Genomic DNA, 6,660 nt, shown 5'->3' on the forward strand with positions numbered 1-6,660 from the left:
GAGTAGAGGGGAGTTTTGTTGTTAAGTCATTTGTAAAGTTAATAGTTGAAGAGTGTTTTTACATTTCAGTTAAATTATAGTTTGGAATTGATATTCTTTTGACAAAAATTAATCCATCATACGTTTCAGCATATGTTTTACTAATCATAATTTTATATAATGGTTTGGGCTGGTATCCTCCTGCTCCTATTAATAAGTGTTTGTTTTTTTTGTTAAAGAATTTTGTTGGTTCATTTTCGATAGCATGAAGAAGATCAATAAAATAAATATCTTTGTTTACAGACATCAGTGTTTTAGCATACGTTTTTCGAAACGGTTTTGTAATGTGGTAAGTTTTCCAATGATTTCCTTTCTTTTTGTCTATTACATAACCTTTTATATTTCCTGTTCCAAAGTCAAAGCCTATACTATAATAATCCTTCTTATAATAATTTTTCAAATACTGACCTAGATTAGTTATACCGCTTCCAGAGCCATACATTTCTTTTTTGTTTATATGTTCATTATGAGCCCAAATAAAGGCTTTTCCATTTTTAGAACCATTTTCTAAAATCCATTTAACATTCTCAAACATTTTTAAATCCCTGAATTCAGTGCTCTTTGGATATTTATCTTTAATAGATGAAGCGTATTCAACATAATTTATTAAATAATTTAAGCTTCTTATTACAGATAAATATTTTTTATTATCTGTTTTATGATTAAGTATTTGCTGTTTTAATTTATTTAATTTAGGAACCTGAAACAGCCACCAATTAGTGTGTTTTGTATAATCTATCTTTTTGTTTGAACAACTATCAACAACTTTTAAAAGGTTTTGGTCAATAGGAACTTTATTTTCTTTAATAAAATGATGTACCTCATGGTTAATACCTTTCCCTAGCTGGATATCCATTCCATAAAAGCGAATTTGCTCTTTTTTTGGTTTGTTCAAGTTGTAATTTCTCATCCACAGTAAAAGATTTACAATTTCTTTAGTGTACCAAAAACCATTATTAAAATTCTTAGCAATCTTTTTAATATCTCCTTTACCTCCACTTATCCACTCATTTATCCCTGATTCAGCTTGGTAAGATTCTTCCATTATAAAAGTTTTAACACCTTGCGTTTTTACTAAATGTTTGAAAAACTTAACTTTTAAGTTAAAAAACTCTTTTGTATTATGAGATGCTTCTCCAAACCCGTAAATTTTTGCATTAGCAAATTTATTAGGTATGTTTTGTTCAAAAATTGTGAGCTTAGAGTTAGGGTTTGCATCTTCAATCTCTATGGAGTTAATGTTGAGCCAATTGATGGTTTCTTTATTCTGAGAGTAAATATGAAAATGAGAAATAAATATAAAAACTGAAAGAATCTTTTTCATTTTTAAACTTTTTTATAAAAATTATATAGCACTTTTTTTTGAATAAAACTTTAGTTAAAAATAAAATTAACTAATTACGAAGTTAACCGTTTAAATTATAAAATCAAACTAAACTTTAAGTAGTCTCCTCAGTATCCAGTTTATCTATTTCATAACTCATGTATTCCTTATACAGTTTTGCAATAGACTTGGTTTCTCCGAGTATGGTGAGTACATCATCTTTTAGAAAAACAGTTGAACCGTTAGGGGTAAACGTTTTGTCGTTTCTTTCAACCAAAGCTACTAAAACATCTTTTGGTAACTGAATTTCCTTTAGCTGTTTTCCTATCATGGTGTCTTGCGGAGTTCCTTCGAGTAGTTTGATGCTTACAAATCGCTCGTTTTGTAGTAAAAACTCCTTAATTTCTCTGTGACTATTCATTTTAAGCAAGGTTTTTACGATGTGCTCTCGTTCTAAAATATCAAGAAGTCTCGATAGCATACGTAATTGCTGTTTTGGGTTTTCATCAGAATTAATTAGAAAAGCACAGATTTGTATGGGCTTTTTAAACTCATAGTCTTCAGAAGGAAATGCACCTTTAATAGGCTTTTTAGAAATAACAATTTTCATGGAAGGATGCGTAACACTCTTAAACTTGGCATGAAAAACTAAAATACCAGGTAATGCTATCACAGATTCATCGGGTATCGACTGGAAAAATTTGTGTAGTACTCCTTCTTTGTTGAGGTCTAACTCCCTACAAAAGTAATCGGAAGCGATATTTAAAACCTTGTCAAAGTTAGTAGTATCCTTAATTATTTTTATTTTCGACTTAATTACGGTTTCATCAAAAGGATCGCCTTCACGAAGTCCTTTTTCTTTTAAAATAGTCATTAATTCATTTTCCAACTCGTCGTACTGATGCCTCCCTAAAAGCGCAAACCAATGAAAAATAGCACCTTCTCGTTTTACTTTTCCTTTGGAATAGAAGTGATACCAAAGTAGGCCAATAACAATAATACCAGAGGTAAAAAGTATGGGCATCCATCCTAAATAAATAATAAGGATGAATGAAATAACAATTCCAATGACTTGCATAAACGGATATAATGGAGATAAATACCCAGGATCGTATGATTCTATTTTACTTTTTCTAAAAACGATAACAGAGAAGTTAATAAAGATAAAAATTAACAGTTGGAAGGTACTCGCAAGCTTTACAATACCTTCTTCTGATAGTACTAGAATGAATACTATAATTAATGCTGTGGTTAAAAATATAGCGACTACAGGACTTCCTTTTTTACCAATTTTAGCTAAAATAGCAGGAAACAGTTTGTCGCGCCCCATGGCAAACGGGTATCGTGATGCTGATAAAAGTCCTGCATTTCCTGTTGAGGCAAAAGCGGCAAGTGCTGCTACCGACATTAATAAAACTCCTACATTATCGGGTAACCATTTAAAAAGTTGTTCTGCGGCTGTAGCTGCTGGTGCTAGTTCGTTAGCAAAGGCAGTAGGTTCAATAAGTGTAACCATAATAAAAACACCCAAACCATAAATTAATCCTGTAACGACTAAAGAAAGTATCATACCCAAAGGAATGTTTCTTTCAGGGTTTTTAATTTCTTCTGCAACACTTACTATTTGAGTGAGCCCTAAATAGGAAACAAAAACAAAACCTATAGTAGTAAACATACCTCCAAAACCGTTTGAAAAGAAGGGGGTAAATTGTTTGTTGATAGATTCGTTGGTAATAGTATCTGAGGTAAAGATGGAGAAAAGACCATCTGCAATAAAACCAACCAAAATGACTAATAGAAATATGACAAATACCTTTTGAAAGGCGGAGGTTTTTTTTGCGCCTACTAAGTTTAACGCCATAAAAAAGAGAGTAGCCACAATGGCAACTATTTTGGTAGGTACTTCCCAAAATATAGCGGCATAAGCACCAATACCAATAATAGCAAAGGCTGTTTTAAGCATTAAAGCAAAATAGGTACCCAGTCCGCCAATGGTTCCCATGAGTGGTCCTAAACTTCTATCTAAAAAAAAGTATGCTCCACCTGATCGTGGTAAGGCTGTTGATATTTCAGCAATACTAAACATGGTGGGCAGTATTAATACACCTGCAAGTAAGTAGGCTAAAAATACAGAAGGCCCTGTGTAATGTGAAGCGATTCCAGGTAGTAAAAAGAAACCAGAACTAAACATAGCTCCAGTACTTATGGCAAAAACATCAAATAATCCTAAGTCTTTTTTTAGTTTGTTCCTCATGACTTTTGCGTTTAAGGCTTATTATTAAGTGGTTAGACCATGAGAAGATATGAAAAAAAATACACTTTTTAAGCGTGGTTTGATTAAGATAGTGTTTGTAATATGCTCTTTTAGAGTGTTTTTTGTTAAAAAGCTAGCTTTTGTTGGTTGTTTTTATGGGGTGAAAATAGGGGGTGGTTTTTATCGGGGCGACACCCCAAGCCTAATTGGGGTGACACCCCAACGGTAATGGAAACGACACCCCAAGCCTAATTGGGATGACACCCCAATGGTAAGGGGAGCGATACTCCCTGCCTAAGGGGAATGACTCTCCCACGGTAAGGGGAATGATACTCCTTGCCTAAGGGGAGTGACTCTCCCATAGTAAGGGGAGCTATTTTAAACAGTGGTATATGCTACCGTGTAGAAAAATGTTAGTAAAGAAATGTAGTTTAAAGATATGGTAGTAATTTTTCAGAATAGGGGGGATTGGCTACTTATACTAAGGGTTGGTAGCGTGGAATGTTTTTATTTAATATACTTTTTGTATTCAGCAATTTTATTGTCTAATCTTTTATTTAAATATTCATTCTTGTTATTTAGTGCTTCATTAATTAAGATAGCTTCAGATAAATAGTTTTGAATTTTATCTTTTTTCCAATGTTTTGGTGGTTCTTGAAGATTTGTAATTCTGTCTGCTAATTTTACCATTCCAACTTCTTTTTCAAGTTTGTTTATTCGGTTCAAGCTATCTATCATTTTCTCTTTTTTAGAATCAAGATTTTTATTTTTAGTCAATGCTTGAACTCCAATAGCAACTTTTTCTCCAAACATATTCAATAACTCCGAAAAGTCGGTATCAGTATCTTCTAATGTATCGTGGAGTAGCGCTAATTGAACAGCATAATTCAAATCGAAGTTGTTATTTGCATTATATGCTAAGATTATTTCCATAGCAACGTTAGAAATATGTAGCAAATAGTTAGAGTTTGTTCCAGGAACTTTTTGATCTTTGTGCTTTTCTCCAGCAAATTTTATTGCTTTTTGATATAGTTCTTGTGTCATTTGAGGTGTTTTTCTGTTAAGAGAAGAGTTTTTTTAGCATAGTATATTATTGTTGAAGAGGGTAAAAAGTAGTTGAGAACAAGCAATTACTTATAATAATTACTGTAAGTGGCTCTATTTAGGGTTGATAAATAATATTTTTCGGTTAAGCTCTTCTTCAAACTCATACAAAAAATCTAGTTCTTTTCCATATTCATCGTATTTCTCCCAAGGGGTTAATTTTTTTTCAGAGTCAAGAAAGCTTTTAATTTTTGCTAACACTTCTTTACGAAGCTGTTCAGGTATGGTATCCTCGAAATTTTCAATCCGATTGTTTTCTTCATAATTAATCAAAACATTATAAAACTCTAATAGTTGATTTCGGAAGTTATTTTTTATAAATATTTCAACAGAAAATTCAATATCAGATAATTCTTGTGGTATTACAATGTCAAATATTGGGGTTACAACTAAATATGGCTCTCCCCAAGAAAATTTCTTCTCTTCTAATGAGCATTTAGGTAGTGTATCGGTGTCTATTTTCACTTGTTTTGATTGAGTTGATGTTTTGTTAGTTATATTGAGTAGATTCGGACGTAGTTGAATCTGCCGTAATTGTAGTTATATATTGTTGTACCACTGATTTTTTATTCTTAATCCTCAAAAATTATCTACAAATTCAAGTTCAAATAGAAGGCAAACACCGTCTGTTCCATCTAAATATCTTATTCCAACAACTTTTTGGTCGCCAATTTGTTCTCCCTGTATTACCACTACAGGTGTTTTCATATTAGTTTTTTGGTCGATATGATATGCTAATGAAGGAATTTTTACATCCAAAGCTTCATGCTCTTGCCTTTTACCTTCGATTCTAAAAGTTGCATTACCATTTTTAACATCTTCTTCGGTTGCTAATCTTCCAGAAATGTGTGGAGTTTCAGTCCAATTTTTTAAATTGATTGGCTTCATCTTATTTGATTCGTTGTGTGTAGTTTTAATCTTTGAAATACTTCTTCGCGATTTCAATGTCTCCTGAAAAATTAAATTCGATATCATCCTTCAATAATTCTTCTTTTATTTCTTTTCCTTTTTCAAGTAAGTATTCTTCAAGTTTATCAGCGAACTCTTGGTTGATTTCGGTAATATTCCAGATGGATTTTGAAGATTTGTAATTAAAAATACCGAATGCAGATGAAGCAATAAGATATCCTTGTGAATAATCATATTCTAGAATTTCAATTTCATTAGTGAAATCTTGTAAGTTGAAAGGATATTGCTTGGCGTGTGCTAAAACAACACCATATAGAGATAAGAGCCCTGTGTAAGAAGAGGTGTCTAAAAATTCTTCAATTGAGAGAGCTTCTGTTGAATTAGAAATTGCAGAATTAACCTCCTCTTTTTTTACAACTTCTTTGGGTGTTAATTTAGATAAAAGTTCAGGTAAAGCGTCAACCTTTTTGTCCACTCCTTCAAGCGTCAAAGGAAGCTTCTTTAAATCTTTTTCTAGAGTTTCAGAAATAATAGACAAGTTGGAAGTATTCGTTTTTAACTCATTTGAAACCTCGTTAATCAAGGTAATATTCTTACTAAATGTTGCATTAGACAAATAAGCATAAACAATTGCTAATAGAGCTAATAATAACGAAGCAATAGTAGAAGCAAATGAAATATATTTTATCAAATTTGAGTTGTTAGACCACTTCACAGATGCCAGAATAACTATTATAACTAATAGAATTGATATTATATATGAGAAGTGAATTTTGTATTTAGTTTCCATATCATTTTTTAATTGCACACAACTAATTTATATACGTAATAAAATTACTGTTATATTCTTTTTACGATAGTATAAGTGGAACTTTTAGCAATTTTATTAACACTTTCAAATATAAAGAAATAAGATAAAAAAGTGTAACTTTTTTATCGGGTCAACACACGAAGCCTAATCGGGTCAACACACGAAGCCTAATCGGGTCAACACACGAAGCCTAATCGGGTCAACACACGAAGCCTAATC

The 6,660-nt window shown here is 31.8% G+C and carries 6 protein-coding genes; all 6 read right to left on the bottom strand.

Annotation, left to right across the window (positions count from 1 at the left end):
* Nucleotides 1-58: 58 nt before the first annotated feature.
* The 6 genes from C8N27_RS15750 to C8N27_RS15775 all read right to left on the bottom strand — a co-directional run bounded on the left by C8N27_RS15750 (nucleotide 59) and on the right by C8N27_RS15775 (nucleotide 6,321).
* Nucleotides 59-1,363: an erythromycin esterase family protein gene (locus tag C8N27_RS15750; RefSeq protein ID WP_121148744.1), complete on the bottom strand. Its 1,305-nt coding sequence runs from the start codon at nucleotides 1,361-1,363 to the stop codon at nucleotides 59-61.
* 115 nt (nucleotides 1,364-1,478) lie between these two features.
* Nucleotides 1,479-3,617 carry an amino acid permease gene (locus tag C8N27_RS15755; protein ID WP_121148746.1) on the bottom strand — a complete coding sequence of 713 codons (2,139 nt, stop codon included), beginning with the start codon at nucleotides 3,615-3,617 and terminating at the stop codon, nucleotides 1,479-1,481.
* 507 nt (nucleotides 3,618-4,124) lie between these two features.
* On the bottom strand, nucleotides 4,125-4,661 hold the full coding sequence (locus tag C8N27_RS15760) for an HD domain-containing protein (RefSeq protein WP_121148748.1): 537 nt from the start codon (nucleotides 4,659-4,661) through the stop codon (nucleotides 4,125-4,127).
* Between the two features lie 114 nt (nucleotides 4,662-4,775).
* Entirely contained in the window at nucleotides 4,776-5,186 is a 411-nt protein-coding gene (locus C8N27_RS15765; RefSeq protein WP_121148750.1) for a hypothetical protein, read from the bottom strand.
* A gap of 114 nt (nucleotides 5,187-5,300) precedes the next feature.
* Entirely contained in the window at nucleotides 5,301-5,609 is a 309-nt protein-coding gene (locus tag C8N27_RS15770) for a hypothetical protein (RefSeq protein ID WP_147431756.1), read from the bottom strand.
* Nucleotides 5,610-5,634: 25 nt separating this feature from the next.
* Nucleotides 5,635-6,321 (bottom strand): hypothetical protein, encoded by a 687-nt coding sequence (locus tag C8N27_RS15775; protein WP_147431757.1) that lies wholly within the window; start codon nucleotides 6,319-6,321, stop codon nucleotides 5,635-5,637.
* Nucleotides 6,322-6,660 lie beyond the last annotated feature (339 nt).

It is taken from the genome of Tenacibaculum discolor (assembly GCF_003664185.1).
GTDB classification, from domain to species: Bacteria; Bacteroidota; Bacteroidia; order Flavobacteriales; family Flavobacteriaceae; genus Polaribacter; species Polaribacter discolor.